Here is a 26,039-nt window from a genome sequence, read left to right as displayed (position 1 = left end):
CTATTTCTTTTGTTTCAATATCATTATCCAATAGAATCAACAGATTCAAGAAAGCATATAATCCCCTTTCTAATTTTATTTCCCGCTTCTGTTAATTCATATGATACTATTTTATTTCTATTCCTTTTAATAATTCCTGCATTTATAAGCTCTTTTAATCTTTTTGCTATTATTGTTCTGCTTGAACCGGGAATTGAATTTAATATATCATTAAAATTTTTTCTTGTGCTGTTGTTTCCAATAACACCAAGGATAAGCAATGTATATCGTTTTCCCAGCAAAGCAAACATCGGCAGTTCATAGTCTATGCACAGAGTTTTTCCATTGTCATATATCATGCATGCATTTTCTCTATTTTTTACCATATTGTTAAATCATTTGACATATAAATATTGTTTGGGTAAACTTTTTTTTACTTTTCTATTTAAATAAATTCAAGGAATTATGATATATGGCAAAAACAATAGAATTAAAAATATATGGTTTAACCTGCGATGATTGTGTAAGGCACGTTAGTGGGGGGCTCAAAAATGCAAAAGGCGTAAATGATGTTTCGCTCTCTTTAAAAGATGGGATAGCTATAGTTAAAACTGGCAATGAAACAAAACCTGAGGACTTATTAAATCTTGAAGTTTTTAAAGGAAAGTACAAGGCCCAGTTAAGGGATGTAAAAAATGAATGAATACGATCTTGCAATAATAGGCTGGGGGGCAGCCGGATTTGCTGCATCCATAAAAGCAAGTGAGTTAACGGACAATCAAATGAAAATAGCATTGATCGGTTCAGGGCCGCTTGGAGGTACATGCGTAAATGTTGGCTGTGTGCCTTCAAAATTTTTAATAGAGGCTTCCAAAAACTACAAAAATGCAAAGGATCCATTATACAATGGAATAAGATCCAGTGCAACTATAAATTTCGGAGCTTTTATGGAATCATTAAATAATTTTGTCAAAAATGAAAGAGAGAGTAAATATTCAAATGTAATCAAAAATTTTGAAAACGTTGATCTATACGATGGGCTGGCAAAATTTACAGGCAAAAATACAGTAAGTATAAACGATAAAGAGATAAAAGCCACCAATTTTCTAATAGCTACCGGATCAAGAACATTTATTCCCGAAATTAAAGGACTCACAGATTATTATACAAGCGATACAATATGGTCATTAAATAAAATTCCGAAAAAACTTGCCATATTTGGTTCAGGCGAAGTAGCACTGGAACTGGCCTATGCATTCTCCAACTTTGGCTCGGAAGTTCACATATTTAACAGGTCAAACAGAATATTAAAAGGCTTTGATGAAGATATCAACAGAGAACTGATAAAAGCATTAAAAAATAACGGCATAATATTCCATCTTGGCATGAATTTTAATGAAATAAAAGAAGAAAATAGCAAAAAAAGCATAATTACATGGACAGGAACATTTACAGATTTTGATGCCTTGCTGGTTGCAACCGGCAGAATTCCAAACATAGACGGATTAAATCTAAAAGCAGCAGGGATTTCAACAGATAATGGCATAGTTGTTGATGATAAACTGAAAACAACAAATCCTTCTATATACGCTGCTGGAGACTGCATTAAACAGCCTTTAAAGCTGGAAACTCTTGCAGGAAAAGAAGGTGTAATAGCAGTAGAAAATATCTTTGGTTCCAGTAAATATGTAAAATTCAATGAGATACCATGGGTGGTTTTCACGGAACCTAATGTAGCTTCCGTAGGCAGCACAGAATCTGAACTCAAAAAGAAAAATATTGAATACACAGTCAGGACAGTGGAATTAAAAAATGTGGTGAAGGCAAATATTTTACAGTCATATACAGGGATAGCAAAGATAATAGCAGATAAAGATAAGAAAATACTTGGAATTCATGTTGTTGCCCCAAATGCGGCCGAATTCATTATCGAAGGAGTTAGTTTGATAAAAAATGGATTAACATACGATGACCTTATAGACACTGTGCATGTATTCCCAACTGTGGCAGAATCAATAAAAATTGCCGGCCAGGCATTCATCAGGGATATATCGAAGATGAGTTGCTGTATGGATTAATTATAATTTTTTAACCTAAACTCTTCTATTTTTACTTAATGCAATAATCATTAATTTTTTAATTCCCTTTATTTTCAATATTCGTAAAATTTAATAACTTCATAGAAATATTAATATGTTTATTACTTATCCGTCTTATATGGATTATCTTGATTATATGAAAGAATATATCAATAAAATTGGATAATTTATTGAATGCAGATTAAAATATATTAGTAAGTATGTTATTGCTTAATTTTTTAAAAAATATTATATCTAAGGCAATATTAATGTAAATATGCAAAAAATATGCGCTATTGTTGTTGCCGCTGGGCAAGCTACAAGATTCCATTCAAATAAATTACTTTATAAGATAAATTCAAAATGGATTATTTCATATGTTATAGATAATGTATCACATTCTAATTTTTATCGCTCCATTATAGTTTTAAGGAATCAAGAAATTCAGGATTATTCAATTAAGATGGGTTTTAAAGCCGTTTGGAATTGCTGTTTTGAGAAAGGAATGTCAGCATCTATTGTTAAAGGCCTGGAAAATATTCCTCCAGAATGCGATGCAGTTATGATAATACCTGGTGACATGCCACTGGTAACTTCCGAATACCTAAATGGCCTGATCAACCATTATGAGTTATCAGGTTCCGGCATATCAGGATTTGAATACAATGGTGAAGTAATAACCCCTGTTATATTTTCTAAAAAATATTTTCCGGAAATCCTTCAATTAACCGGCGATAAAGGTGCGAAATCTATAGTTAAGAAGCATTTTATTGATTTTTCACCATTGAGTATAGGTAAAAAAGCCATGACTGATATTGATACATTGGAGGATGCAAAAAAAGTGGAAAAAATACTCAATAACAAGGCTTAAATCAATATAACAATATCAAACCATGCATCTGAAGATCAGGGCAATTCAATCACATAGAATGCCATTTGACAGTTCTCTTGAAATTCTTTCAGAAATTAATTCCAATCCAGATGATATAATTGTATTTCCTGAAAAATTTATAACAACAAAAATTGATGCTCATGGACTAAAAAGGATATTGGATGTTATAAATATCAATAATACAATAATTTTGGGAAGCCTGTCATATATTGATCAAAATTTATATAACAGATCTTTTATAATTAAAAACAAACAAATTATAGGATGGCAGGATAAAATAAATTTATACAGCAAAGAAAGCATTTATTATACGCCTGGAAGTGAGTTAAAACTATTTGCTGTTAACGGCTTAAAAATTGGAATTTTAGTATGCTATGACCTTGATTTTCCGGACTATCCAAGATTTCTGTTCCGCCAGCACTGTGATATAATATTCAATCCGTCACTTATAAGAAAGGATTTCCATGATGAATGGCATTTATATGCAAATGCCAGGGCACTGGAAAACAGGATACCGGTTGTTTCAGTTAATTCAATTTCAGACGATTTTCTCGGCGATTCAATAGTTGTTATACCAGAAACATGTGAAGGGGGAGTAAGAATCAATAGCATTACGTCCAGATACAATGATATTGTTGCCGATATAAATACTGAAAACTACATTGATAGCAGGGAAAAAAGGCTGGCCGAAGAAAATACAATGCTGGATAAAGTTACCAAAACACACGAACTATAATTTTGATTATTTTCTAATTATTAATATTAAATTTTATTTCCTTAAAAGCTATAGTTTCATAAATTGCAATAAAATACCAAAACAGTTATTTATTTCCAATCATTATAAATATATGATAAGAGTACAGACTTATTTCATATCGGTATTTATTGCATCATCTTTACTTGCATTGATACTGGCCATGAATTCAAACAACTTTTTATTCTTATTTATGTTCTATGTAGCAATAATTTTTATGTTAGGAATATCAATAACAGTATTCCCATTTGTATATTATAACCATTTTTCTGAATTACGGATTCTTGGGAAAATTCCGAAATACACACCAGACCAGATTATAAACATAAAGGATGCAGATAGAAAATTCAATGTATCCATACTGGATAAAAATTTTGAAGTTGTTCCAGGACTGATCCATGAAAAATACATTGATGCCAAATCGGTGTTTATTGGCCATTACATTGAATTCTATCAGTATGCTTCACCTTATGTTCTTTCGTATTTCCCATTTTTGAGGATCGATTCAAAATCAATAATAAAGCTTGGCCAGAAGAAAAATATATACAGTATAGAAAACACTGATATTGGATCCCTGATTAAATGCAATTATTTTGAAATTTATACCAGTGACAATGTTTACAAACTGATAGTTTTAGAGGAAAGCACTGACAGATTTATAAGGTCAATAATTACATCAATGCAAATCCAATTTTGAAATATCAAAGAATTATACCGCAATGCTTAAATTCCAGTATTAAATTATTGTAAAATATGGCAAAGGATAATCAGAACGAAAACTTCCAATCAGGAGCGGGATTAATTCGATATTTTAATGAGGAAGAAATTAAAGGTCCAGCCATAGATCCAAAATTAATTATTTACATAGGAATAGCAATGGGAGTTATAGTTGAACTGGCAAAGGTTTTCTGGCCGGTTTAGATAAAGGATTCATAAACATTTTTATTTTTGGCCATATTTATCATCTTTATACTGACAAATAATTTATATAACTTTGCATTTAACAATAAATGACTTATTCGGTTTTGAAGTGCTTTGCATGTGGTTCTGAATATAATATAAATAGAAACAAATATACATGCGATAAATGTGGCAATATTCTCGATGTATTCCATTATGATATGGAATATACTACAACTAAATTAAAAGGCGTTTGGAAATACAAAAATCTTATACATCCTTCAATAAGCAATGAAAAAATTATAACCAAGGGAGAAGGTAATACCAATTTATACAACAGCAGCAGAATATCAAAGTATTCCGGAATAAATAATATATATTTGAAGCATGAGGGGGAAAACCCGACAGGATCATTCAAAGACCGTGGCATGACTGTTGCAGTCTCTGAAGGCATGAGGCTGAATTTCAAAAAAACATTGTGTGCATCTACTGGAAATACTTCTGCTGCGGCGGCAAGTTACAGTGCATTTGCTGGTATAGAAAGTTATGTCATGATACCCGGGAAAAACATATCAGCCAATAAATTATTTCAGGCAATTGCATATGGAGCAAACATTGTTGATATTGACGGAGATTTTGATACGGCCATGGCAGATATCAAGAAAACAATTGAGAAGCGCAACGACTTTTATTTATTGAATTCTCTCAATCCATGGAGAATCGAAGGGCAAAAAACAATAATTTATGAAATTATGGAAAAACTCAAACCTGATTTCATATCATTTCCTGCCGGCAATCTTGGTAATACATCTGCATTTGGAAAGGCACTCATGGATCTGAAATCACTGGGTGTTATTAATGAGGTCCCACGGCTTATTGCAATACAGGCAGAAGGAGCCGCACCATTTTATGAATATATAAAAGAAAAACTGGAAAATATAATTCCGGTAAAGGCAGAAACAATCGCAACTGCCATTAAAATTGGTAATCCAGTAAACTTTAAAAAGGCCAAAAGATCGATAGAATTTACAAATGGAATAGTTGAAAAAGTTTCAGACGATCAAATTCTGGAAGCAAAAAGAGAGATAGACAGATCCGGCATAGGCTGCGAGCCTGCATCTGCAGCTGCAGTGGCTGGAGTAAAGAAACTTAGGGAATCAGGAATTCTTGACAGAGGTGATACGGTTGTTTCTATCCTCACAGGAAATATCCTGAAGGACGTTAGCATAATTCCTGAATATAAGTCTCTTAAAATTTCGGATATATTATGAGCTAAAACTAATTTCAAACAATATTAATTATATATAAATTTTATAAATCAATTATATAGCAGGTATTTATAAACGGCAAGATCCTGGATTATATGGGAAATCAGGCAAAATTCATCGGGCATATGCGCATTTTCTATTGCAGTTGTTGACCATACAGCAGCACTGAAACCATTGCTTCTAAGGAATGAAGCAAATGTTTCTCCACCAATTCCAATGGTGAAAGGTTCTTTTTTTATTGTAGACCTGATCGCATCCTTTAATTTCACCACAACTTCTGAACTATCAGATGTTGGAGCTGGTGCATCAACAAGGTCAATAACGCCATATGCAATTTTTGCTTTTGATGTTTTTGAAAATTTAGCAATTAATTCATCAATTTCATCAATGACGCTTTTTGAACTGTATTGCGGCAGAACCCTGAAATCCCAGTAAAATACATCAGTACCCGGTATTGTATTAACGTTATCTATATTCTTTTCATGTTTTGTGGGTTCAAAAGTTGAATAAGGTGGTATAAAAAGCTTATCAGAATTATTAAATTTTTCATGCAGGTTAAAGTCCATCATATCTAGGAATTTGGAAGCTTCGCGGAAGGCATTTATTGAACTTTCCGGCATGCTGGCATGCCCCTGCTTTCCAGTTATCTGAAATTTTAACTGCATAACGGTTTTTTCTGCAGTTTCAATTATATTCCCATCATTTGTGCCTGCATCCGGAACTATAATCAAATCATTCTTGTTGAATATATCCTTATTAATAATATATTTAATGCCATAATCATTTCCAGTTTCCTCATCAGAAACGAATGCAATTCCCAGATTTATTTTCATTTTTTCTGTTTCAAGATTTCTTAAAAGCAGTAATACTGTAAAGATCGCCTGGCCATTGTCTTCCGATCCTCTCCCATATATTTTATCTTCTTCAATTGTAGCCTTATATGGTTCATGCTTCCAGAGTTTGATATCGCCTTCAGGCACAGTATCGATATGGCAGATAATCCATAATGTTTTTCCAAAATTTCCTATCTTCAATACAATATTTGGCCTGACAACGCCTGTATTATCCTTTATATTATAATCAGTGACATTATTATAACCAATCTCATTTAATATTTTTTTTAATTCAACAGATTTTTCATATTCACCTTTTCCATCAGATTTTGGTGAAACTGCCTTAATTGAAAGCAATCTGTTTGCAATTTCTTCAATAAATTCTTTATCGGACAATTCTGCCAGATTCATAAGAGTTTATATTTATAAAACTTATAAATATTATCAATCAAACGCATGGCTTTATCTCCTTTTTGAATACAATTTCTCCATTTTTATAGGAAAATACAAGAAATTTAAAATTCACTCCGTGAGAAATGGCAGAATAATAGGTTCGAGCAAATTCTGGATCTCTATCATAATTGGGAAGAAAACACTCAGCATTTTCATTGAATATAAGAAATAGCACATAGGAGTTATAACCCTGGTCAATTAATTCCATTAGTGTTTCAAGATGCTTTTTGCCTCTGGCTGTTACAGCATCAGGAAACTTTGCAATTCCATCGTCTACTAAAGTTCCAGATTTAACCTCTATATATGAGTCTCCAAGCTTAAAATCTATTCTGCTGTTACCGGTTTTTACTTCCTTTTCATATCCCGGTTTAATAAACATGGATGCAATAGAAGAATGATACCGGGCATCATTGAATGTCCAGATATTCTCATTTTTGCAAAAAGTAACAGAATAATGCGTTTTAGGGCCCTCTGCTCTTCTGATAAGTAGAGTGTTTCCAGGAAAGATTAACTCCCCAAGCCTTCCAGGATCATGTATGTGCACATCAGTTTCAGCTCGATTTATTGTTGCTTTAATAAGGAATCTATTTGGCCTGGAAATTACCTGCGCTTCTATAAGTTCCGGGAAATATGCTACAGCAAAGCCAGGTTTTCTGTGAATAAATGGCTCCATTAAAATCAATTTACAACAGTTATAAATAACTTTCCGATGGTATATTCTTAATAAATTTAAAAAACATTGAAATGGATAATAACATATCCATATTTCCCTGCCAAATTTATAATTATTTTAAGTGTAGTAATAATGATTAATGCAAACAGGGAGTTAGAGGCACTTCAGGCACTGATATAGAATTACCCAGTTCATCATGCATTAATTCCTTGGTTCTATAACTGTAAATTTATGTTTTAATTTTTTTAAGTTTGAGGTGTTCATTTGAAAATCAAAATCCTTTACGACTGGATATAATTCATTATACTCAATTTCATTAAGAATTCTATAGCTATATAATGGTATTTCATGCTTATTATACAATTTGCAGGTATATTTTCTGGACTTTTCCGGCAGTTCATTTATAATATCAATAAAATCCTTATTTCTGAGTTTGTTTAATAAATCAGCATCTATTATTGAATCCAGCTTCAGTGCTTTTAAAATGCCTTCTGTATCATATGGCTGCATTCCTATTCTGTCACTTTTTACTTTTCCATATATGTATATTTTGCCTCCAATCATGCCAGAACCTATATATTTCCCAGTATATTGCTGATAATTTGAGAATGCAATTATTGTTCCTCCCGACATATACTCACCAAGATAATCGTCAAATTTCCCATTTATAACTATAAATGGTTTATTCTCTTTATATGCCCTCATCTGTATTCCACATCTATTTCCAGCATTGCAGTTTACGTATATTTTTCCATTGCTCAGTGCCTGTCCTAAAATATCCCCGGCATTGCCAAATATTTTTACAATTCCACCAGACATGGAATCACAGCAATCATCTGCCACATTGCCATAAACCGTTGCATTATTATTTTTATTTAAATTCATCAGGCAGTTTCCAGCATTTCCATACAAATTTAAATTTATATTTTTATTGGTAAATTTAATGCCAATATATCTGTGACCTGATACATTTTTTACTGTTACATTTTTTTTATTTGTTTTTATTATTTCATCATCAAGCCTGTTATATTCTATATTTTCTGCGTTTATATCGAATTTTTCAGTATCGTACCTTTTTGCTCTTTGAATATTGTTTCTCCCATATTCTATAATGCCCTTATTCAGTGATGCTATGAAATAGGAATCAGGCTCCATTGTCCACACTTCTGCATTTTTATTTATCAGTTTTATTTCCTTTTCCTCACTTGCAATATAATAATTATTTTCATCTTCACCGAGTATTATTGGCCTCAATTTTGTTTTATCAGTCATGCCAATTATGTAAAGGTCGGAACCATCATCATATCCGATTACAAGCGTGTATGGGCCATCAAGAACAAAACCTCTGTTGATGTATTTTGTGTACTTATCATCGATCTTATCCGACATTATTTTTATGGTTGTAATTAAGTCATATTTCTTTAATAATTCTTTGAAAATAAACGATATAACTTCACTATCAGTTCCAACAAAGCTTTTTATTCCACTGGAACTGAGATATTCACGATTTGCACCAAATGAACTTATATCTCCGTTATGGACTATTGCTATATTAAATGATGAAAACGGATGGGACCAGTATGGCAAATTTCCAGGAGAATTTGTAGGCTGCCTTGTATGTGCAAGCCACATATCAGCATTCATATTATATATATTATATTCACTGGCTATGTCATCCGGATAGCCCACTCCCTTGAAGATATCAAGGGAAGTCCCCAGGCTGTAAACCCTTCCTGTACCTTCTTTCCAAAGTAAATCATTTAGATCATCTGTCATGTCATTATTTCCCAAAGCAAGCTCATAGCAATAACTACCTGTTTCAGAATTATTTTCTTTATAATGATTATTTATTTTCAAATTTTTATCAGTTAAAATTTGATTTAAATCATTTTCATTGCCATTGTAATATATTTTCATTTTATAGTAATTATTGTTATTTACATTGAACATAGCATATCCGGATCCCTTATCGCTTCCTCTGTATTTTATTGAATTTAAGGAATCCGCAATATATTTTCCCTGTATTTTATTTGAGTTATTTTTTCGTAAAACGCCTAAAAGGCCACAGCTTGATGGGTAATAATTCATGGGGAACCAGCCTCCGTTACTTCTATTATCTCTGAAATTCTATTATCAAGGTTAATAGATCTTAGTAATTCAGTATTACCAGAAAGTGAATGCTGCATACTGGATATGCCCATAGCACCACATAGAAGAGCAAGTTCTTTTTTTATCGCAGTTAATAAATTCAAAGCCTTTTCATGCATATTGGTGCGAGTGCTCAAACCATATTCAAAGATCTTTGATTCAAGAATTACTGCATCAGAACCAAGTGCTATATATTTTGCTATGTCACCGCTGTTTCTGAACTCTGTTATATACGATAATATATCGTATTTTTCCCTTATACCATTTTCTTTAAGCTTATTATTTAATTTTGCCAGTTCTATTTCAGCATCTTCCTGTTTTATTACATAACCAGAAACATTGATATCTCTATCTAATTCTATATATTTGAAGCCTTTATATTTATATAAATTGCCCTTCTTCATTATAGTAATATCACGGTAATTATCATTTACTGTATTATCTATAACCATCGTACCTGCAAACAAAGAAGCCCATAAAATTGCATCTTTTATAGAATCATCAGCTCCTGTTATATCAAAAATAACTGGCATTGATACTTTAATTTTACCATTGCATAAATAAAATCTCAAATCTATATTTTCTCTATAAGGATCTATTGATGGCCTTGTTACCTGTGCACCGTCCAGCCTTAACCAATCTATTATTCTGGATGGCCTTATGACCTCAGGAGGAGCATTGCTTCCCATGCTTGTTATTTCTGGATCTCCCTTATTCAGCATTTCGTTCAAGTATTTTTTATCATATTCGAAATTCCCCTGATCATAAGATGTATTTTTAATATTTTCATGTTTAATATTCAAAACTTTCAATGTATTTTTTGATAAATTTTTGCCTGTTAAAAGATTCTTATTCCCAATTAAATCGCTTATTGATTTTAAATTCAAATTATCAAGTATATTAGCAATTTCAAGCCTTGTCCCATTAATATAATTAATTATGCTGTTAACGCCAAAATCAATATCAAAAGTTTTCAGGCTATCTGCCTTATTTGTCAGTGCAGTTGGGCAATAGCCAAGATTGCATTTCCTTACCATTATGCATCCCATGGCAATTAAAAGGCCTGTACCTGTGCTTACAAAATCTGCACCAAGGGCATATAACTTTGCAGCATCGGTGGAATTCGAAATTCTTCCTGCCGCTATAATTTTGAAATTTTTTCTTAAATTTTCCTTTAAGAGTATATCGTGAGATGATGCCACGGCCATTTCCACAGGTATTCCAAGATTATCCCTTATAACCATTGGTGTTGCTCCTGTTCCAGCACCGTGCCCATCAATAATGACACCATCTGCACCTGATCTGGCAATTCCGGTTACTATGTAAGGTATATAATTTGTTGCTGCTACTTTTACAAATACCTGCTTTTTTGTCAGTAATTTTAATGATTCTATTCTCTGTGATAGGTCTTCTATGGAATAAATGTCATGGTGCGGTGCCGGTGAAATTGCATCTACGTTTTCAGGTATCTGCCTTGCAATTGAAATATTCTCTGTAACCTTGCTAGCAGGCAAATGCCCTCCTATGCCAGGTTTCGCACCCTGCCCAATTTTTATTACAATTGCTGCACCGGAATTTAAGCTTTTTGCAGTAACTCCAAAGCGCGCAGATGCCCATTGGACAAATATCCTTTTATAACTGGATATGCCATTAAATAAGCCTCCTTCACCTGTACCTGCCATTGTTTTTGTTAATTCTGCTGATCTGGCTATAGCAAGATTTGGATTTCCACTCAGTGCACCGTATGACATATCTCCCAAATATAAGGGAACTGACATTTTAAAGCCTGCCAAATTAGATTCTGTTTGTGCTGATGGATTAGAAACTATTGTGTTACTGGCAGTAAAATTTATATTATCAAGTATTCTCAAACTATTATCATTTTCAATAAATATTTCGTATGGCTTGCCTGTAATAGCAAGTTGCCTTATATGCTTAATTTTATCAAGTCCCCAAAAATCAGCTCCTTTTTGTAATGGCACATTCATAAAATCGTTTATTATACTGTTCATTGGTAATATGATAGATTATGTCTATCTATATATAATTTTACATTAATTTACTTTAAATTATCCATAATAAAAATTTATGAGAACTGATAATATTTAACGTGCCCGTCAATTAGTATAATATATATAAAAAATCATTTATAACTGCCAGTTTTTGTGTATTTTATCCGATTTGAAAACAATAATTATTACTGATAATGAGATTACTATAATATGATATATCGTACCGGGTGTTCTGGGTGGAGTTATGATTTCTGGAAGGGAAAAATCTATAATTATTCCGAAGACCATTCTTTTTATTTAAAAGATTATTCCAGAATATTCGATACTGTTGAAATTGATTCCACATTTTATGCACCTCAGGGAAAGGAAACAGTTAAAAAATGGTACGATTCAGTGCCTGAAAACTTTTTATTTAGCCCTAAAATGCCAATGAAAATTACACATGAAGACCGGCTTGTAAACTGCAAAGAGGATTTAAATTACTTTATTAAAAATATCTCAATCCTTGATAAAAAACTTGGCTTTATTCTCATACAGCTTCCCCCGGATTTTACATACAATATTGCAGTACTTGAAAACTTTATTGAACTGTTGCCATCCACCATAAGTTATGCCATGGAATTCAGGCATTCATCATGGTTCAGGAATGAGGTTTATCAAATCCTTAAAAAATTTAAAATAACAATGGCATGGCCTGTTCTTGATTATATAAAAACCCCGGAAATTAAGACAACAGAAAATCTTTACATTAGATTTCTGGGAAACAAATCATTGTCAAAAAAAGATCTGGGGGAAATAAGGCTCAACAGGCGCAAGGAGATAATAGATTATGTTAACAGGATTAAAAATAACCAGGTAACTGGAAATGTCTTCATATATGCCAATAACCATTATGAAGGATTATCACCGGATACGATAAAATTTATCAGGCAGCAGCTTGGATTATCAATGCCACCTTCAATGGTAATGGATCGCCAAAAAAAGTTATTTTAATTTATTTTGAAGGCGTTAATATTTTATATTTTCTTGCTATAATGAAAGATGTTAATTGACTATGCTATTGCATCAATAAACGCCATGTTAGGCAGAGTTGATGCTATAGTGATTTCTGCCTCAGCAATTTTAATCGCGCTGCTCTGGATTCCAATAGCCCTGAACTTTTTCAGCACAGATGAAAATAAGAAAATAATGGCAAGGGAAAGATTAAAAAATGCATCGATAGGTACTGTTATTTTCATTATGGCAATTAGCGGTGCATTATTTGGAGTTTTCAACTATGTTGTTACAGGGAAAATATGAATTATTCCGAGATCTTATCAGAAATAATCAAAGAAATAATTGATCTGGCAAGGCCATCCATAATTATACTCTGGCATTTAATGATTAATTATGGTTTAAACCCCAAATATTCATATATGCAATTTATACATGGGAATTCATCATTTATCAGTTTTTATAATTATTTGTTTAACAATATATATTCTGACATTATACTCCTGGCTATTACTGCATCTGCTCTTATTATGCTTCTCTATAATTCATTTATCATGCCATATCCTCCGTCTAAATTATTAATCAAAATTTTTGGGGCTATTGTTTTATTCGAATCATCATACAGAATTTCTATTTTTTTCTTGAGCATTTCACTTGTTTTTTTCAACAGCATATTCACATTAAGGCACACATGGTCTAATCTGGAATTTACTGGATTATCAACCCAAAACAGCATTATATCGTTTTTATTTACAGGCACGTTTGTTATGGCGATTGCATTGCTATTTGGCATACTTATAATAAGGCAGGCACTTGTTCTGTTTTTTATCCTTTTCATGCCAGTTGCCTCAATAATGCTTATGATACCTGGTAGCGAGAAACATGTATTAAAACTATACAGAATTTTCTTCGAAGTGGCATTTTTTCCATTTTTTACCATTATCATACTTTACTTAACAGGAATTTTCAATAATCCATTTCTGGAAATTGGAATAATTTACGTTGCCGCAACTGCACCATTATTTTTTGTGACGGAAATATATAGATATTTCCAGGGAAGCATGAATTTTATTAATACAGATACTGCTATGTCTGAAATATCATCGGGCATTGGAGAACTAAATCCCGGTTCAGTTCTCAATGGTGGCCTGGGTGGAATAATGGACGCTGATACCTCTGCGAATTTGATACCTGGGATCATTGATGACAATGGTGATGTACATTAAAATTCCTTCAAATGTTTACAATTTTAAATCATATATATACAACATGCCTGTCGAAAAATTTATAATCATTCTTGCAGGAATTTCAATAACCGCTGTTATATATTCGATTTCGTTGTTCGCAGCAATAATTGTAATTATTGCCTATTTTATTTTTATGGTCTTCATACGCTTTGACTTTTCAAATATAAAATATTTAAGGAAAATCTATTTTCATAGTAAGAGCAAAGGAATAGTTCAGTTAATTAAAAAGGAATTAATTTACGGCATAATTGGCAAAACTTTATTCACGGCAGTAGAAATAGAAAATTCAGAGCTTTATACTGATTCGAATAAATGCAATAAAATCAGGATTCTAAATAATATGGTTAACGGCCTTGCGTGCAATACAAATATAATAACAAAACACGAAATTTATAATGGAAATATTTATTATAAAACCTACCTAATTATTAAAGAATATGGAAAAAATCCTGAAGACTCAATAGATAAAATAAATAATGATATATCTTTAATACTTTCTATGCCAGATCTGCATGCCACGCCAGTGAAAGACGAGAACATCATTAATTCATTACTTTCCGGCAATATAAAAACACATTCAAGGTATTTTCAGGAAGATAAAATGTTCTGTTCCTATCTGGACCTTATTGATATGGACTATTCCCAGGATTTTTTTTACCAGACCGCTATAGAAAGGTCCGGGATTATCGTTGAAATAAATATAGACATAAAGGAAATAAAGAACAGTGAAATTTTAATAAAAAGGATCATTTCATCAAGAAAAGCTGAGCTTGTGTATAACAGATCAGGCCATTTTGCATCTTTAATAAAAAAGCAAATTTCATCACTGGAATATCTTCAAAAACAGGAAAAGATTTACAATGTGAACATTCGTTTTAAAATAATATCGGAACATCCGGCAACATTGCGATCAGGCACAGAATTATTCAAAAAAGAAATGAATACAATTGGTTTTAAACTGCACAATTTTCATTTTTATAATTTAGATTCATTTAATATATTGAAATTGGGTAAGCAGGGAAAGAAATATATAATGGATTCTCAATCTATTTCCGAACTGTTCCCATGTTCTTTTACGCCTGTTCCTGCAAATAATAATAAACCACTGGCTATCAATTCAATTACCAGAAAACCTTTTTACTTAAATCTTTTTAATATGAATTCATATAACGTAGCTATAACTGGCGAAACGGGTTCCGGCAAGTCATATTTTACAAAGCAATTTTTGAGGTTAATGAAGGATAAAAAGATATACGTAATAGATCCATTGCAGGAATACAATTCTGGAACTGTTATAGACCTTTCAAGAGGAGAGTATGCAGATTTTTCAATAAATACTATGGAAATATCCAGAATTATTGCAGAGTCGCTTGGGGAAATATCAGGGATTCAGCCAAATGAAATTTTTAATATTATACTGAAATTAAAAATTCAACTGGAAACTGTTAAATTTAGTTCTATAATTTCGGAAATTAATAAAATTTATTCACAGGAAAACCAGATTTCAATCAATACATATGACATACCTTTTAACAAAGCCATATCGCCTGATAATAATTTCACCACATTTAGATTTGACCACAGAAATGCATCTACAAAAGATGCTTATTTCCGATTGATACTTGGCCAGATAATCTCGATTATTGAAGAGGAAAAAGGCGAAAAAATTGTTGTTGTAGATGAAAGCCATTTATTTTTAAAAAATTTACAGGATGCGGAATTGATGGATATGCTTGCAAGGAATTCCCGGCATTTTCGAACTTCTCTTTTAACAATAACTCAGAATATTGACGATTATCATTTAAACGGTTATTCAGAATCGATTTTGATGAATTCTATAAATTATTTTGTATTCAGGCAGCACGGGAAAATTAAAGATAAACTATTTCTGGGGTATGAAATCGATCCATCCGGGCTTTCTGGTGGGAGTTCTGCAAATTATTCTGAATGCTTTTATGCTACTGGTACATTAATCAGGAAATTAAAAATTCAGGAAATGGAGAATAATACCGGGAAATATTGATTTACACTATACTTACAGAATCATAAAAACGTTTTTGCGATATTTAAGAAAAAAATTGTAATTTATTAATTCTTTATAAAATAAATGATTTACCTATTTTTGGCACTATTACATTTATGTTATGCATTTCCGCTTTCTTTTTAAATTCCTCTGGATCAGCCTTGATTGGAGGAAATGTGTTATAATGCATTGGTATGGCATTTTTCACTTTAAGCATTTTAAGGGCCTCAATAGCACCGTCAACATCCATAGTATAATGCCCGCCAATTGGAAGCATGGCCAGATCTGGATGGTATGCGCTGCCTATAAGCTCCATATCCTTAAAAAATGTTGTATCTCCTGCATGGTATACTTTAAGATCTTTATTGTCAATAACAAAACCCATTGTTGCTCCTGCATACAATCCTTTGTAGCTGGATGAATGTATTGCAGGAACAGCGGTTATCTTAACTCCATTATATTCAATTGTTCCACCAGGATTTATATCTATAGTTTCCGTACCTTCATTTTTTAAAATCTCAGATAGCTCAAAGGAGCATACTACAGGAGAGCCGGTCATTTTTCCTAATTTAGCCGCATCTCCTGCATGGTCAAAATGGCCATGTGTTATAAGGATCAGGTCCGGCTTCAAATCTTCGAGGTCTTCCTTCGCAAGTGGATTTCCGTTTATAAACGGATCTACAATTATATCAATATCATTCTTCAATGAAAATCCGGCATGCCCATGCCACGTTATAGTTGTTTTCATAGTGTTACTATTGCTATTTTCTATAAAATTGTTTTTCACATTAAATATTGAGATAAGAGAATGCCTCTGTGTCAACTCAAATATGCTTCCTTAACCTTTTCATAAAATTGTTTTAAAACAACATTCCAACTATAATTTTGCGATATAAAATTATGCATTGCCTTTCTGTTTTCATATTTTCCGGTGTATTCCAGCTTACTCTTTATATTATTTAATGCGTTAAGTATTCCATCTTCTGTACTGTTTATATATTCGAGAAAATTCATCTTTTCTGGTTCATCAAATCTGGGCTTCGTTGTGTTTGATACAATAGTGTATAATCCGGATGACAATGCTTCCAGTACAACATTGCCAAAATTCTCAAGCGTTGATGGAAAAATAAAGACATCGGAATTTCTATAGATTTCTGCCAATTTTTTATCATCGGGATTTTTTATATAATTTATATTTTTTAATGGTGAGGCAAAAAGGTATTCAAGTGTGCCTGATCCTATCACAGTAAGTTCCATATCCAATACATGGTTCTTGAAAACATTGAATATTTTATCTATTCCTTTAGATTTCTCCAGCCTGCCAACAAAAAGCAGTCTTATTGTTTCATGCTTTTTCTCCGCTGGATAAAATAAGGCTGAATCGACACCATTTGGTACACAGAATTTTTTTTTGAATGGAACTACGTTCATATTATAGCAATTTATTAAATGTACCGCCTTGATTTTGCGAAAAAGCAAATTATTTCGAATTAAAGCCGATATAACACTATTTAGCAATTTAACGCCTGTATAGTTTGATGGCAAATTTCCATGTTCGCTCCAGATTAAGAATCCATTGTATTTAAATAAATAATAGTAGTCATTATTTGTTAAATAAATAATTTGAGAGTCTTTTTCTATTTTTTTAATTGTATTTATATTTATAATCCTATCAAGTTGTAAAATTGCGGGTGCCATCAAGCGAATAATAAAATTAATTTTTCCAGAAGTTCGTATAATTAATCGGGAATACAGAGATTTAATTTCATAGATGTTTTTTCCCTCAAAACCATGCTTGCCCTGAATTACCGTTTTTGTAAAATCCGGATCATTGTAAAAAAAATAGCGTGATACTGTCTTTTCAATTCCGCCATGGTAATCGAGGCTTGAAGGTATGACAAAAGTTAATTTCACCATTACATCTGATATACAAGATAACATAAAAATTTATGTGGCTATTTAATATTTATTTTTAATTTTAAATAAATAAACCGTGAAAGATGTTAGGAGGTAAAAAGAAACCCCATTAATCAATTTGCAAAAGGTTAATAAATAATAATTCAATATTTGGTATAAATATGGAAGGATAAAGCTTAAAGCTTAATTACTTCGAGGTTTGAAAAATTTATGAATCTAAGGAGAATTTTACTGGATGTAGATAAGGGATTGAACAGGCCAACATTGACGGAACTTGCCGGCTCCATTGAAGAAGTACCAGGGGTAGATGCAGTGAAAATAACTGTAACTGAAATGGATATGGAAACAATGGGAACAAGCATCATTGTTGAGGGAATTAACATTAATTATAATTACCTGGTTAAGTTGATAGAGGACATGGGTTGCGCAATACATTCTATCGATGAAGTAATGACCGGAAAACACATAATAAAATGAATAAAAAATATTTATTTCCGGTAAGCATAGGATTATCTGATGGAATTATAACTGCATTGATACTGGCTTCGGGCGGAATACTGGCAAATGGCACTATAAATTTATTTGAAGCTTTTAAAATTTCATTTGGATCGGCATTTGCAGGGGCTTTCAGTTATTTTATAGCACAGTACGCAGGATTGAATGAAGAACTGCACAGAACTGCACTGCAATTGAATCTTAAATCAACAAATTATTTGCTGAGAGGGCATCTTGGCATTGAAATATTTACTGAATCGCTGCTCGGGTCTCTAACAGCAGCATTCTTTGGATTTTTTGGCGCTCTCATTCCTCTATCATCATCACTGATTATTAAGGGAAATATTGTAATTCCTCTATCACTTTCCTATTTTTCTCTTGGCATACTTGGGCTCTTTATCAGTAAAACCACAGCTGGCAGGGCAAAATTCTGGATTGCAGTGATGGTAATTATTGGAATAATAGTCACTATAGCAGGATATGAGTTGAAGCTGATTGTGTAATATTTTAACAATAAAATAAATATTACTTTCAATGGCAGATTTATTATACGTAGAAACCAGAAAAATAACTTATAAAATACCAGTGGCAATTTTTCTTAACAGCTGAAAATCAGAACGCATTATTTTTAAATTTTCAGGGTTTCTTAATGCAGCCGCCGGATGCAATGTAACGAAATATTTATTATCAAACAATGCGCCGTGTTCCTTCATTATGCTTTGAATTGGTACCATAGTTTTTGCGGCTATAGAACCAAGCAGGACTATAATTTTTGGGTTTATTATTTCAATCTGCTTTAAGAGTTTCGGCTTGCATATTGCTATCTCCTCATCCGTTGGAGCCCTGTTTTTCGGTGGGAAAAACTGTACAACACTTGTAATATATACATCTTCTCTGTTTATTTTAATCTCTTCAAGTAAACTTTCAAGCAGTTTTCCACTCCTTCCAACAAATGGCCTTTTCATTATGTCCTCATTTTTTCCTGGCGCCTGTCCCACCAGAAAAATTGAAGCATTTAAATTGCCCTCTCCTGGAACAAAATTTGTGCTCAGATCCCATTTTCTATTTTTATAGATTTCTTTATATTCACTATTTAATTTTTCTATATTATTCAGTTTTTCAATATATGTTCTGGCATATTCAAGCAAATCACGCTGATTTTTAAAATTTAATTTCTGCATTGCAGTTTCATAATCAAGCCATATAAAACCGCAATGTTCACTGGATATCTTCACATTTGTTGCTGGCGAAATTTCAGCAAGAAACATTCTCACATGTTTTATAATTTTTGTGCCCCTGTATGTAAAGTAATATGTGATATCATAATGAAAATCAGGAACCAGGTTTTCAGGAGACAGTGATACCCCTGCTTCCTCCCGTGTTTCCCGAAGGGCAGCATCTACCATGTTCTCACCCTTTTCAATATGCCCCTTTGGGAAATCAAGCCAACCCTCACTTCTTTTCAACAGCAGGTATTTGCATGTTTCTCCGAATCTTGAATATAAAACTATTCCATAACTGAATTCTTCTCTCATATGATTGTTATTGAACTATTGTATAAAAACTAACAGACAAAGATTTGAACGAATAATCAGAATCAATATTAATTTAATTAATCATGGTAATTTTAAATTAACTATACTGGCAACATTCTAATTAAATCAAAAACTCTTTATTTTATTACAGTTATAACCATTGAATGAAAATATATGCAGAAATATATCCATCAAAAAATCTTGAAACTATAAAAAGAACAATTCAGGATATGGATGCCTTTGATGGCTTTAATATACCGGATAATCCACTTGGATATCCAACAATGCCTCCAGAACTGGCAGGATACATTATACGGGAAAGATTTCCAAACAAGGATATTATAATTAATCAGAGGCTAAAAGATATAAATGAATTGAAGATGAGGTCTATAATAACTGCTGCAAGAGCTATAAATGCATCAATAATATTCACACAGGGTGATAAGCCAAGATATGGCAGGGAATTTAACGATATTGATTCATCAGTGGCAATGAAACTTGCTATCCGCCGCGGTGTTATGTCAGGATTAATTTTAAGTTTTAGAAGGCCATTAAATGATATAATCAAGAGAATGGAACTGAATGCAGATCTTTTTCTTGTTATAAACTTTGATAATATTTCCATTCTCGAGCATTTAGAAACATCCAGATTAATTCCTTATATAATAATTAAAACAAAAAAGAATCAAAATATATTGGAAAAAATTAACCAGTCATCCATTGAACTCGATGAATTGCATACATATATGGAAAGGTTTAGGAAATTCAATCTTAATGGAATCCTGTTTTCTGTTCCGGGGGACAATGAAGTACTGTTAAAAATAAAAGATTATTTCTAAAACTGAAAATAACGCTTCCCAGTTTTTAAGGGCATAAAAATTTAATGATAGTAAATGTAAATTTAACTATATCACGGCAATGTAACGGATATTAATGCAATTGCGACTGAATTTAATTTTGCTTTGTTGATTCTAAGGAAATGGATTATTCATCTCTAAGGAATGTCCATTAAAGCTCTACAAATTAGAGATGGTATATAATTAAATTTGTTGGTGCTAACTATTATTATGGCGGGCAGTTTATAATCTTTATAAAAATATTAATTAGGTTTAATATACTATAATATCGTGTATTGTGTAACTTTAAAAGATAAAAAAGTATCAAATTATGAGAATATATATCAAATCCTAAAGCTAAAGGTAGATTCCATATTTGTTATAGATTATGATGCTATAGAAAGGCGTTATTTGAACATAAAGCTTTACAATGAACTTTCCAAATTTTTTGAACTAACTGTAATGAATTATCCTGAAACAGAAAGCGATTTGATGGATACAATTATAAATGGGGCTTCTGTAGTGGTTATAAATGACAATCTTACCTATAAGCGCATAACCACTTTTCTTGAATTTACACAGAATCTTGCCATGAAATACAAATATATAGACACATGCATATATTTCTCAGAAAAAGGCGGAAATATGTATTTAACGGATAAAGAAATAATGCTTCCATATTCTCTTGCTTATAATTATAATAATTTTCAAATAAAAAATTCTATAAAGCTTGAAAATTTTCCTCCGGACCTGATAGATTAGAATAATTTAGATATTATGAATAACTTAACATATAATGAAATTTAATTCAAACCTCGGGATAGAATTAAAAAATCCTTTTATTCTTGCTTCTGGAATTCTTGATGAAAACGGTTATACATTGAAAAGAATTCTGGAATCTGGTGCAGGAGCCGCTGTTACAAAATCAATAGGAAGTGTTGAAAGAAAGGGGTTTGACCCGCCAGTAATATACAGAGAAGAACATTCAGTAATCAATGCAATAGGCTTATCAAATCCTGGCATAGACAATTATGGCTACGAAATGAAAATAGCGCTTTCTGCAGGAAGGCCTGTAATCGGAAGCATATTTGGCCAGACTCCGGAAGAATTTGCTGACCTGGCAAAAAAGATGGAATCTTATGGAGCTTCTGCTGTTGAATTGAATCTTTCGTGCCCCCATGTAAATGGCTATGGAATGGAGGTAGGTTCAGATCCAGAACTTGTTTCTTCTATAGTTACAGAAGTGAAATCAAAAATAAATATACCTGTGTATTCAAAACTTTCTCCAAATACATCAGACATGGTTAAACAGGCAATGGCTGCAGAAAAATCCGATGCCTACGTTCTTATAAATACTGTCAAAGCAATGAAAATAGATATAAATGCTAAAAAACCAATACTGAGCAATATTTACGGTGGATTGAGTGGTGATGCTATAAAACCAATAGGTGTAAGATATGTGTATGAGGTTAAAAAAGAAACTGGAAAACCGATTATCGGGGTTGGAGGAATAAATAATATAAACGATGCACTTGAATATATTATGGCAGGAGCTTCAGCAGTGGAAATAGGTTCAGCAATATCATATAAAGGTATAAGCATATTTAATAATTTATCCAAAGGCCTGAAAGAGTATATGGAAACAAATTCAATAAATAATCTAAATGAATTAATTGGGGTGGCCATAGAATGAAATACTTCACAGTAATGGAAAATATAAAAGAAAGCAAAAATGTGAATACGGTAACATTTAATGATGATATTTCCATTATTCCAGGTCAGTTTATCATGGCATGGGTTCCGGGAGTAAATGAAATTCCACTATCATTTTCTTCTGTTTCCGATAGGAAAAGCATAACAATAAAAATATATGGCGAAGCATCAGCACAGCTGGCAAAACTGAATAAAGGAGATAAGCTTTTTTATGAAGGGCCATATGGAAATGGATATAGTACAGTAAGAGGCAAAAAACTAATTATAGGCGCAGGAAGTGGCATCGCTTCACTAATGCCATTAGTAGATCAACATACAACAGGAATCATATCCGGCAAAACAGCTGATGACATTCTTTTTGAAAAAAGATTCGATAAAAACAAACTTCACATTGTTACTGACGATGGAAGCAAAGGAACGAAAGGCTTTGCAACTTCCGCTTTGGAAAATCTCGATATGGAAGATTTTGAAATGATTTATGTATGTGGGCCGGAAATTATGATGAAATCTGTATTTGATTATGTAAATGATAAAAATGTTAATTGTCAGTTTTCTTTGGAAAGGTCAATGAAATGCGGTATTGGCCTCTGCGATTCATGCTCTGTAAACGGTTATCAGGTATGCCGTGATGGGCCGGTCTTCTCTCTTGATCAGTTAAGAACCATGGATGAATTTGGAAGGACACGGATAACAACTTCTGGCCGACGTATATTCTTTTAGGAAACATTTAATAATATTTTACAATTATTAATCAATGTCTGAGAGAAGCATTGAAGAAGAATGTGTATTTAATAGGGAAGGCAAATGCTATTTTCTGGAATCCAGTATTAGTACATGTTCTCTGTGCTTTAATTTTAAAACTTTCAGTACAATAGGCAAAACCAGAAAGGCTTATTATAACATTTTCGATTATCTGAAAGAAGCTAATTTATCCGAAGCCCTTTTCCCGGAAGGCAATAGTGAGCAGGATTCGCTTAAAAATTTATGATAAATATTATATTATTATACAGCATTTAATATAAGAATGACATCAAATACAGACCATTTTGCAAATAAAAGAACATTTCTTGCATGGATGAGAACAGGCATATCTTTGATGGGATTCGGGTTTGTAATAGCCAAATTTGTTATATTTTTACACGCACTTCAGGGTAAACCAACATCATCTTTCAGTGAATCATTAATAGCAGGAGAAATAATGATAGTTGTAGGAATGATAACAATAGCATATGGTTTTTTTGAATACGAAAGAAATGAAAAAGATCTTGACAATAATAAGTATTATTCAAGAACAACAGAATTATTTGTATTTACAGCCATAGTTATTGGCATGGCCATATTGCTTTTGCTTTTTATAATTTAAAAAAATTAATTTTTTGGCTTTCCCCGCAAAACTATTTCCCTCAGTTCCCTGCCAACCTGTTCTTCCAGAGAATTATCAAGGTCATCCATTAAAGCGTTCAGGTTTTTAGAACCCTCATCATATTCTTCTATCCATTCATCTGCAAACTTGCCGTTTTGTATCCTTTCGGCCTTTTCTCTCATTCTCTTTTTAACATCGTCGTTAATTAAATATGTACCTACTGTTAAGCCACCGTATTTTGCAGTATCAGACACTGCTCGGAGCATGCCTGACAATCCTTTCTCGTATATCTGGTCAGTAATCAACTTCATTTCGTTGATTGCTTCAAAATATGCCATTTCTGGCCTGTATCCAAGATCAACTATTGTGTGGAAAGTGGCTCTTAACATTGCTGTGAGCCCACCAACAAGGTCAAGCTGTTCTCCCATAAGATCCGTTTCTGTTTCTTCTTTGAAAGTTGTTTCAAGAACACCGGCCTTTGTAGCCCCAAGGCCTTTGGCAATGGCAAGAGCCTTGTTAAGCGCTTCTCCTGAAAAATCGTTCTTAACGCCAACAAGCACAGGCACACCGCCTCCTTTGACAAAGAATTCACGGACAGACGGGCCGGGTGCCTTTGGTGCGGCCATATAAACATCCACATTATCTGGTGGCTGGATTAATTTATAATGTATATTGAATCCATGAGCAAACACCAGATCCATTCCCGGTTTTAGAACCGGCTTTACCTTTTCCAAATATATCTTTCTCTGCACCATATCGGGAACCAGAAATATAACTATATCAGCGCCTTTCAATGCATCCTCTGTTTTCATTGGTTTTACTCCATCCTCAACAGCTTTTTTCCATGAATTTCCTTCTCTTTCAAGGCCAAGCCTGACTTTAAGCCCCGAATCAAGAAGATTCAATACCCATGCTCTTCCCTGGCTTCCATATCCAAGCACAGCTATATTTTTATCCTTTATAAATTTCAAATCTGCATCGTTTTCTGTATAAACTTTACCAAGTATTTTACTCACTCATAACACCCCATTCATATTTTTTAGATTTATTATATTTTAATTCAAATTTCTTATATTCGCAGCCATCAAGTTCTTCAATATTGTCGATATCTATCATTTTGCTCAGTGTAATAATTGACAAATCAAGATTTTCAAGTCCATGGCCATCATATAATGACATGTATATTACACAATTTCCGCTGTTGCAATCCATATTGAGCCATTTTATATCAACCCAAAATCTCCGGAAGTTTGCTGCTATTCTTTCCAGCAAGCCAGGGTCCCTATAATCTGCCTGTATTTTTATTATTCTTTCTTGGGTCACTTACTATCACCTCCCTTAATTTCCCTCCAGGTGGCAGTGTTGGAAGAGCAAGCTCTTCTTTATCAACAGGTACACGTATTACGGCAGGAACATTGTCTTTCATTGCCGCCTGGATAAATTCAGATAAATCAGAATAATTTCTGACATCATATGCCATCGCTCCAAATGATTCAGCATATTTTACTATATTTGGAGAATTTCCATAATCAACACCAACAATTCTCTTATTCTGGAACATATCCTGCACCTGCCTTACCAATCCAAGCGTCCTGTTATCATTCACCACTGCTATTACCGATATATTCTCATCAACAGCTGTGGCAAGGTTATTTCCAGTCATCATAAATGAACCGTCACCATCGTAGTCCACTACAACCTTATCTGGCCTTCCAACCTTTGCCCCCATAGCGGATGGAAGCCCAAAGCCCATTGTACCCATTCCTGTTGAAGAAAAGAAAGATCTGGGTTCAAGATTTTCCCAGTGTGTTTCGGCCCACATCTGATGCTGCCCAACACCCGTGGTCATTATTGCATCTCTTGGTAGTGCTTCCCTGAGCGTTTTAAGTATTTTCCATGGCCTCATATGGCCGTCATCCGGCGGATG

At 32.9% G+C, this 26,039-nt stretch carries 30 protein-coding genes; 19 read left to right on the top strand and 11 right to left on the bottom strand.

Features of this window, described 5'->3' with window-relative positions:
- Window positions 1-23: 23 nt before the first annotated feature.
- A complete protein-coding gene (locus tag WKI77_RS03930; RefSeq protein WP_337860525.1) occupies window positions 24-365 on the bottom strand; it encodes a winged helix-turn-helix transcriptional regulator in 342 nt (113 codons plus the stop codon).
- 86 nt (window positions 366-451) lie between these two features.
- On the opposite strand from WKI77_RS03930, the gene WKI77_RS03925 reads away from it, so the two are divergent.
- The 7 genes from WKI77_RS03925 (at window position 452) to thrC (ending at window position 5,874) form a co-directional block, all read left to right on the top strand.
- On the top strand, window positions 452-682 hold the full coding sequence (locus WKI77_RS03925) for a cation transporter (protein WP_337860524.1): 231 nt from the start codon (window positions 452-454) through the stop codon (window positions 680-682).
- The gene (merA, locus tag WKI77_RS03920) at window positions 675-2,057 is read left to right on the top strand and encodes a mercury(II) reductase (protein WP_337860523.1); all 1,383 of its coding nucleotides are present in this window, start codon (window positions 675-677) and stop codon (window positions 2,055-2,057) included. Before WKI77_RS03925 ends, merA begins: the two co-directional genes overlap by 8 nt.
- 277 nt (window positions 2,058-2,334) lie before the next feature.
- The gene (locus tag WKI77_RS03915) at window positions 2,335-2,928 is read left to right on the top strand and encodes a nucleotidyltransferase family protein (protein ID WP_337860522.1); all 594 of its coding nucleotides are present in this window, start codon (window positions 2,335-2,337) and stop codon (window positions 2,926-2,928) included.
- Between the two features lie 22 nt (window positions 2,929-2,950).
- Window positions 2,951-3,685: a carbon-nitrogen hydrolase family protein gene (locus WKI77_RS03910; protein ID WP_337860521.1), complete on the top strand. Its 735-nt coding sequence runs from the start codon at window positions 2,951-2,953 to the stop codon at window positions 3,683-3,685.
- 112 nt (window positions 3,686-3,797) lie between these two features.
- A complete protein-coding gene (locus WKI77_RS03905; protein ID WP_337860520.1) occupies window positions 3,798-4,400 on the top strand; it encodes a hypothetical protein in 603 nt (200 codons plus the stop codon).
- Between the two features lie 56 nt (window positions 4,401-4,456).
- Complete coding sequence (locus WKI77_RS03900) at window positions 4,457-4,624, top strand: preprotein translocase subunit Sec61beta (RefSeq protein ID WP_009887883.1); 168 nt, start codon at window positions 4,457-4,459, stop codon at window positions 4,622-4,624.
- 89 nt (window positions 4,625-4,713) lie between these two features.
- The gene (gene thrC, locus WKI77_RS03895; protein ID WP_337860519.1) at window positions 4,714-5,874 is read left to right on the top strand and encodes a threonine synthase; all 1,161 of its coding nucleotides are present in this window, start codon (window positions 4,714-4,716) and stop codon (window positions 5,872-5,874) included.
- A 47-nt stretch (window positions 5,875-5,921) separates the two neighbouring features.
- Here thrC and WKI77_RS03890 read toward each other — a convergent pair whose 3' ends face one another.
- The 4 genes from WKI77_RS03890 to WKI77_RS03875 form a co-directional block, all read right to left on the bottom strand.
- Window positions 5,922-7,115, bottom strand: coding sequence for a M20 family metallo-hydrolase (locus WKI77_RS03890; protein WP_337860518.1), 1,194 nt, complete (start codon window positions 7,113-7,115; stop codon window positions 5,922-5,924).
- Between the two features lie 37 nt (window positions 7,116-7,152).
- On the bottom strand, window positions 7,153-7,830 hold the full coding sequence (sfsA, locus tag WKI77_RS03885) for a DNA/RNA nuclease SfsA (RefSeq protein WP_337860517.1): 678 nt from the start codon (window positions 7,828-7,830) through the stop codon (window positions 7,153-7,155).
- Between the two features lie 201 nt (window positions 7,831-8,031).
- On the bottom strand, window positions 8,032-9,918 hold the full coding sequence (locus WKI77_RS03880; RefSeq protein ID WP_337860516.1) for a hypothetical protein: 1,887 nt from the start codon (window positions 9,916-9,918) through the stop codon (window positions 8,032-8,034).
- Entirely contained in the window at window positions 9,915-11,990 is a 2,076-nt protein-coding gene (locus WKI77_RS03875; RefSeq protein ID WP_337860515.1) for a glutamate synthase-related protein, read from the bottom strand. Before WKI77_RS03875 ends, WKI77_RS03880 begins: the two co-directional genes overlap by 4 nt.
- A gap of 210 nt (window positions 11,991-12,200) precedes the next feature.
- On the opposite strand from WKI77_RS03875, the gene WKI77_RS03870 reads away from it, so the two are divergent.
- Genes WKI77_RS03870 through WKI77_RS03855 form a run of 4 tightly spaced genes read left to right on the top strand, consistent with a single transcriptional unit; the run spans window position 12,201 to window position 16,253 of the window.
- Window positions 12,201-12,983, top strand: a complete 783-nt coding sequence (locus WKI77_RS03870; protein WP_337860514.1) for a DUF72 domain-containing protein — start codon at window positions 12,201-12,203, stop codon at window positions 12,981-12,983.
- Between the two features lie 48 nt (window positions 12,984-13,031).
- Window positions 13,032-13,289 carry a hypothetical protein gene (locus WKI77_RS03865; protein WP_337860513.1) on the top strand — a complete coding sequence of 86 codons (258 nt, stop codon included), beginning with the start codon at window positions 13,032-13,034 and terminating at the stop codon, window positions 13,287-13,289.
- Window positions 13,286-14,209 (top strand): hypothetical protein, encoded by a 924-nt coding sequence (locus WKI77_RS03860; protein WP_337860512.1) that lies wholly within the window; start codon window positions 13,286-13,288, stop codon window positions 14,207-14,209. Before WKI77_RS03865 ends, WKI77_RS03860 begins: the two co-directional genes overlap by 4 nt.
- Window positions 14,187-16,253, top strand: coding sequence for a DUF87 domain-containing protein (locus WKI77_RS03855; protein ID WP_337860511.1), 2,067 nt, complete (start codon window positions 14,187-14,189; stop codon window positions 16,251-16,253). Before WKI77_RS03860 ends, WKI77_RS03855 begins: the two co-directional genes overlap by 23 nt.
- Window positions 16,254-16,326: 73 nt before the next feature.
- Here WKI77_RS03855 and WKI77_RS03850 read toward each other — a convergent pair whose 3' ends face one another.
- Entirely contained in the window at window positions 16,327-17,001 is a 675-nt protein-coding gene (locus WKI77_RS03850; RefSeq protein WP_337860510.1) for a metal-dependent hydrolase, read from the bottom strand.
- 71 nt (window positions 17,002-17,072) lie between these two features.
- Entirely contained in the window at window positions 17,073-18,170 is a 1,098-nt protein-coding gene (locus tag WKI77_RS03845; protein ID WP_337860509.1) for a glycosyltransferase family 4 protein, read from the bottom strand.
- A 210-nt stretch (window positions 18,171-18,380) separates the two neighbouring features.
- On the opposite strand from WKI77_RS03845, the gene WKI77_RS03840 reads away from it, so the two are divergent.
- Both WKI77_RS03840 and WKI77_RS03835 read left to right on the top strand, forming a co-directional pair.
- Window positions 18,381-18,647: a DUF211 domain-containing protein gene (locus WKI77_RS03840; RefSeq protein WP_337860508.1), complete on the top strand. Its 267-nt coding sequence runs from the start codon at window positions 18,381-18,383 to the stop codon at window positions 18,645-18,647.
- Window positions 18,644-19,168: a hypothetical protein gene (locus WKI77_RS03835; RefSeq protein WP_337860507.1), complete on the top strand. Its 525-nt coding sequence runs from the start codon at window positions 18,644-18,646 to the stop codon at window positions 19,166-19,168. The genes WKI77_RS03840 and WKI77_RS03835 overlap by 4 nt, the downstream gene beginning before the upstream one ends.
- A gap of 69 nt (window positions 19,169-19,237) precedes the next feature.
- On the opposite strand, the gene WKI77_RS03830 is transcribed toward WKI77_RS03835, so the two are convergent.
- On the bottom strand, window positions 19,238-20,200 hold the full coding sequence (locus WKI77_RS03830; RefSeq protein WP_337860506.1) for a uracil-DNA glycosylase family protein: 963 nt from the start codon (window positions 20,198-20,200) through the stop codon (window positions 19,238-19,240).
- 164 nt (window positions 20,201-20,364) lie between these two features.
- Between WKI77_RS03830 and WKI77_RS03825 the strand changes: the two genes are divergently transcribed.
- From WKI77_RS03825 to WKI77_RS03800, 6 genes are all read left to right on the top strand, one after another.
- The gene (locus WKI77_RS03825) at window positions 20,365-21,039 is read left to right on the top strand and encodes a hypothetical protein (protein WP_337860505.1); all 675 of its coding nucleotides are present in this window, start codon (window positions 20,365-20,367) and stop codon (window positions 21,037-21,039) included.
- 288 nt (window positions 21,040-21,327) lie between these two features.
- Window positions 21,328-21,798 (top strand): hypothetical protein, encoded by a 471-nt coding sequence (locus WKI77_RS03820; protein WP_337860504.1) that lies wholly within the window; start codon window positions 21,328-21,330, stop codon window positions 21,796-21,798.
- Between the two features lie 34 nt (window positions 21,799-21,832).
- A complete protein-coding gene (locus WKI77_RS03815) occupies window positions 21,833-22,729 on the top strand; it encodes a dihydroorotate dehydrogenase (protein WP_337860503.1) in 897 nt (298 codons plus the stop codon).
- Window positions 22,726-23,469, top strand: a complete 744-nt coding sequence (locus WKI77_RS03810; protein WP_337860502.1) for a dihydroorotate dehydrogenase electron transfer subunit — start codon at window positions 22,726-22,728, stop codon at window positions 23,467-23,469. Before WKI77_RS03815 ends, WKI77_RS03810 begins: the two co-directional genes overlap by 4 nt.
- Before the next feature lie 34 nt (window positions 23,470-23,503).
- The gene (locus WKI77_RS03805; RefSeq protein WP_337860501.1) at window positions 23,504-23,737 is read left to right on the top strand and encodes a hypothetical protein; all 234 of its coding nucleotides are present in this window, start codon (window positions 23,504-23,506) and stop codon (window positions 23,735-23,737) included.
- A gap of 36 nt (window positions 23,738-23,773) precedes the next feature.
- A complete protein-coding gene (locus WKI77_RS03800) occupies window positions 23,774-24,112 on the top strand; it encodes a DUF202 domain-containing protein (RefSeq protein WP_337860500.1) in 339 nt (112 codons plus the stop codon).
- Between the two features lie 5 nt (window positions 24,113-24,117).
- On the opposite strand, the gene ilvC is transcribed toward WKI77_RS03800, so the two are convergent.
- From ilvC to WKI77_RS03785, 3 genes are all read right to left on the bottom strand, one after another.
- Window positions 24,118-25,128, bottom strand: a complete 1,011-nt coding sequence (gene ilvC / locus WKI77_RS03795) for a ketol-acid reductoisomerase (RefSeq protein WP_337860499.1) — start codon at window positions 25,126-25,128, stop codon at window positions 24,118-24,120.
- Complete coding sequence (locus tag WKI77_RS03790; RefSeq protein ID WP_337860498.1) at window positions 25,121-25,435, bottom strand: hypothetical protein; 315 nt, start codon at window positions 25,433-25,435, stop codon at window positions 25,121-25,123. The genes ilvC and WKI77_RS03790 overlap by 8 nt, the downstream gene beginning before the upstream one ends.
- Window positions 25,395-26,039: thiamine pyrophosphate-dependent enzyme (locus tag WKI77_RS03785; RefSeq protein WP_337860497.1), on the bottom strand; the 645-nt coding region annotated here is incomplete at its 5' end. The genes WKI77_RS03790 and WKI77_RS03785, both read right to left, overlap by 41 nt.

The sequence above is a fragment of the Ferroplasma sp. genome, from assembly GCF_037442045.1.
Classification (GTDB): Archaea; Thermoplasmatota; Thermoplasmata; order Thermoplasmatales; family Thermoplasmataceae; genus Ferroplasma.
The sequence above is the reverse complement of the archived record's forward strand: the minus strand, read 5'-3'. Positions and strand labels throughout refer to the sequence as shown.

Coding starts and splice junctions, on each gene's coding strand:
- WKI77_RS03930 (WP_337860525.1), bottom strand. CDS start 365: ATGGTAAAAAATAGAGAAAATGCATGCATGATATATGACAATGGAAAA.
- WKI77_RS03880 (WP_337860516.1), bottom strand. CDS start 9,918: ATGAATTATTACCCATCAAGCTGTGGCCTTTTAGGCGTTTTACGAAAA.
- WKI77_RS03815 (WP_337860503.1), top strand. CDS start 21,833: ATGAAATTTAATTCAAACCTCGGGATAGAATTAAAAAATCCTTTTATT.
- WKI77_RS03845 (WP_337860509.1), bottom strand. CDS start 18,170: ATGGTGAAATTAACTTTTGTCATACCTTCAAGCCTCGATTACCATGGC.
- WKI77_RS03840 (WP_337860508.1), top strand. CDS start 18,381: ATGAATCTAAGGAGAATTTTACTGGATGTAGATAAGGGATTGAACAGG.
- WKI77_RS03850 (WP_337860510.1), bottom strand. CDS start 17,001: ATGAAAACAACTATAACGTGGCATGGGCATGCCGGATTTTCATTGAAG.
- sfsA (WP_337860517.1), bottom strand. CDS start 7,830: ATGGAGCCATTTATTCACAGAAAACCTGGCTTTGCTGTAGCATATTTC.
- WKI77_RS03910 (WP_337860521.1), top strand. CDS start 2,951: ATGCATCTGAAGATCAGGGCAATTCAATCACATAGAATGCCATTTGAC.
- WKI77_RS03915 (WP_337860522.1), top strand. CDS start 2,335: ATGCAAAAAATATGCGCTATTGTTGTTGCCGCTGGGCAAGCTACAAGA.
- WKI77_RS03925 (WP_337860524.1), top strand. CDS start 452: ATGGCAAAAACAATAGAATTAAAAATATATGGTTTAACCTGCGATGAT.
- WKI77_RS03855 (WP_337860511.1), top strand. CDS start 14,187: ATGACAATGGTGATGTACATTAAAATTCCTTCAAATGTTTACAATTTT.
- WKI77_RS03800 (WP_337860500.1), top strand. CDS start 23,774: ATGACATCAAATACAGACCATTTTGCAAATAAAAGAACATTTCTTGCA.
- WKI77_RS03810 (WP_337860502.1), top strand. CDS start 22,726: ATGAAATACTTCACAGTAATGGAAAATATAAAAGAAAGCAAAAATGTG.
- WKI77_RS03890 (WP_337860518.1), bottom strand. CDS start 7,115: ATGAATCTGGCAGAATTGTCCGATAAAGAATTTATTGAAGAAATTGCA.
- WKI77_RS03835 (WP_337860507.1), top strand. CDS start 18,644: ATGAATAAAAAATATTTATTTCCGGTAAGCATAGGATTATCTGATGGA.
- WKI77_RS03870 (WP_337860514.1), top strand. CDS start 12,201: ATGATATATCGTACCGGGTGTTCTGGGTGGAGTTATGATTTCTGGAAG.
- WKI77_RS03805 (WP_337860501.1), top strand. CDS start 23,504: ATGTCTGAGAGAAGCATTGAAGAAGAATGTGTATTTAATAGGGAAGGC.
- WKI77_RS03875 (WP_337860515.1), bottom strand. CDS start 11,990: ATGAACAGTATAATAAACGATTTTATGAATGTGCCATTACAAAAAGGA.
- WKI77_RS03905 (WP_337860520.1), top strand. CDS start 3,798: ATGATAAGAGTACAGACTTATTTCATATCGGTATTTATTGCATCATCT.
- WKI77_RS03860 (WP_337860512.1), top strand. CDS start 13,286: ATGAATTATTCCGAGATCTTATCAGAAATAATCAAAGAAATAATTGAT.
- WKI77_RS03830 (WP_337860506.1), bottom strand. CDS start 20,200: ATGAGAGAAGAATTCAGTTATGGAATAGTTTTATATTCAAGATTCGGA.
- thrC (WP_337860519.1), top strand. CDS start 4,714: ATGACTTATTCGGTTTTGAAGTGCTTTGCATGTGGTTCTGAATATAAT.
- WKI77_RS03825 (WP_337860505.1), top strand. CDS start 20,365: ATGAAAATATATGCAGAAATATATCCATCAAAAAATCTTGAAACTATA.
- merA (WP_337860523.1), top strand. CDS start 675: ATGAATGAATACGATCTTGCAATAATAGGCTGGGGGGCAGCCGGATTT.
- WKI77_RS03900 (WP_009887883.1), top strand. CDS start 4,457: ATGGCAAAGGATAATCAGAACGAAAACTTCCAATCAGGAGCGGGATTA.
- WKI77_RS03865 (WP_337860513.1), top strand. CDS start 13,032: ATGTTAATTGACTATGCTATTGCATCAATAAACGCCATGTTAGGCAGA.